1 protein-coding gene is annotated in these 231 nt (G+C 49.8%); it reads right to left on the bottom strand.

Annotated elements, in window-relative coordinates; all coding sequences use genetic code 11:
• Positions 1-89: 89 nt before the first annotated feature.
• Positions 90-231, bottom strand: a 142-nt coding sequence (locus KVT28_RS27190; RefSeq protein ID WP_217551449.1) for a KGG domain-containing protein, incomplete at its 5' end; no start/stop codon positions are given.

The raw sequence follows: 231 nt of genomic DNA, 5'->3' as shown, positions 1-231 counted from the left end.
GAGGTGCGACTGCAGAAGTGGATAATGCTTAGGGCGTCCGTGCCCTGGCGGTTTTCCAAGGTGCTACGTGCTATTTAAAACATGGTTGGCTACTTCTTGCCGCCTTTCTTACCTGCTTCTGGTGCTTTAGCGGGGTCATCTTTGAAGCTACCACCGCTTTTTTCTCCGCCTTTTTTTCCGGCTTCTGATGCTTTCTTCTTATCGTCAGCAAAAATACCGGAACCGCCTCTT

Origin of the sequence: Pantoea sp. GbtcB22 (assembly GCF_019091025.1) — a bacterium.
GTDB classification, from domain to species: domain Bacteria; phylum Pseudomonadota; class Gammaproteobacteria; order Enterobacterales; family Enterobacteriaceae; genus Pantoea; species Pantoea leporis.
This window is presented reverse-complemented; position numbering and strand designations above follow the sequence as displayed.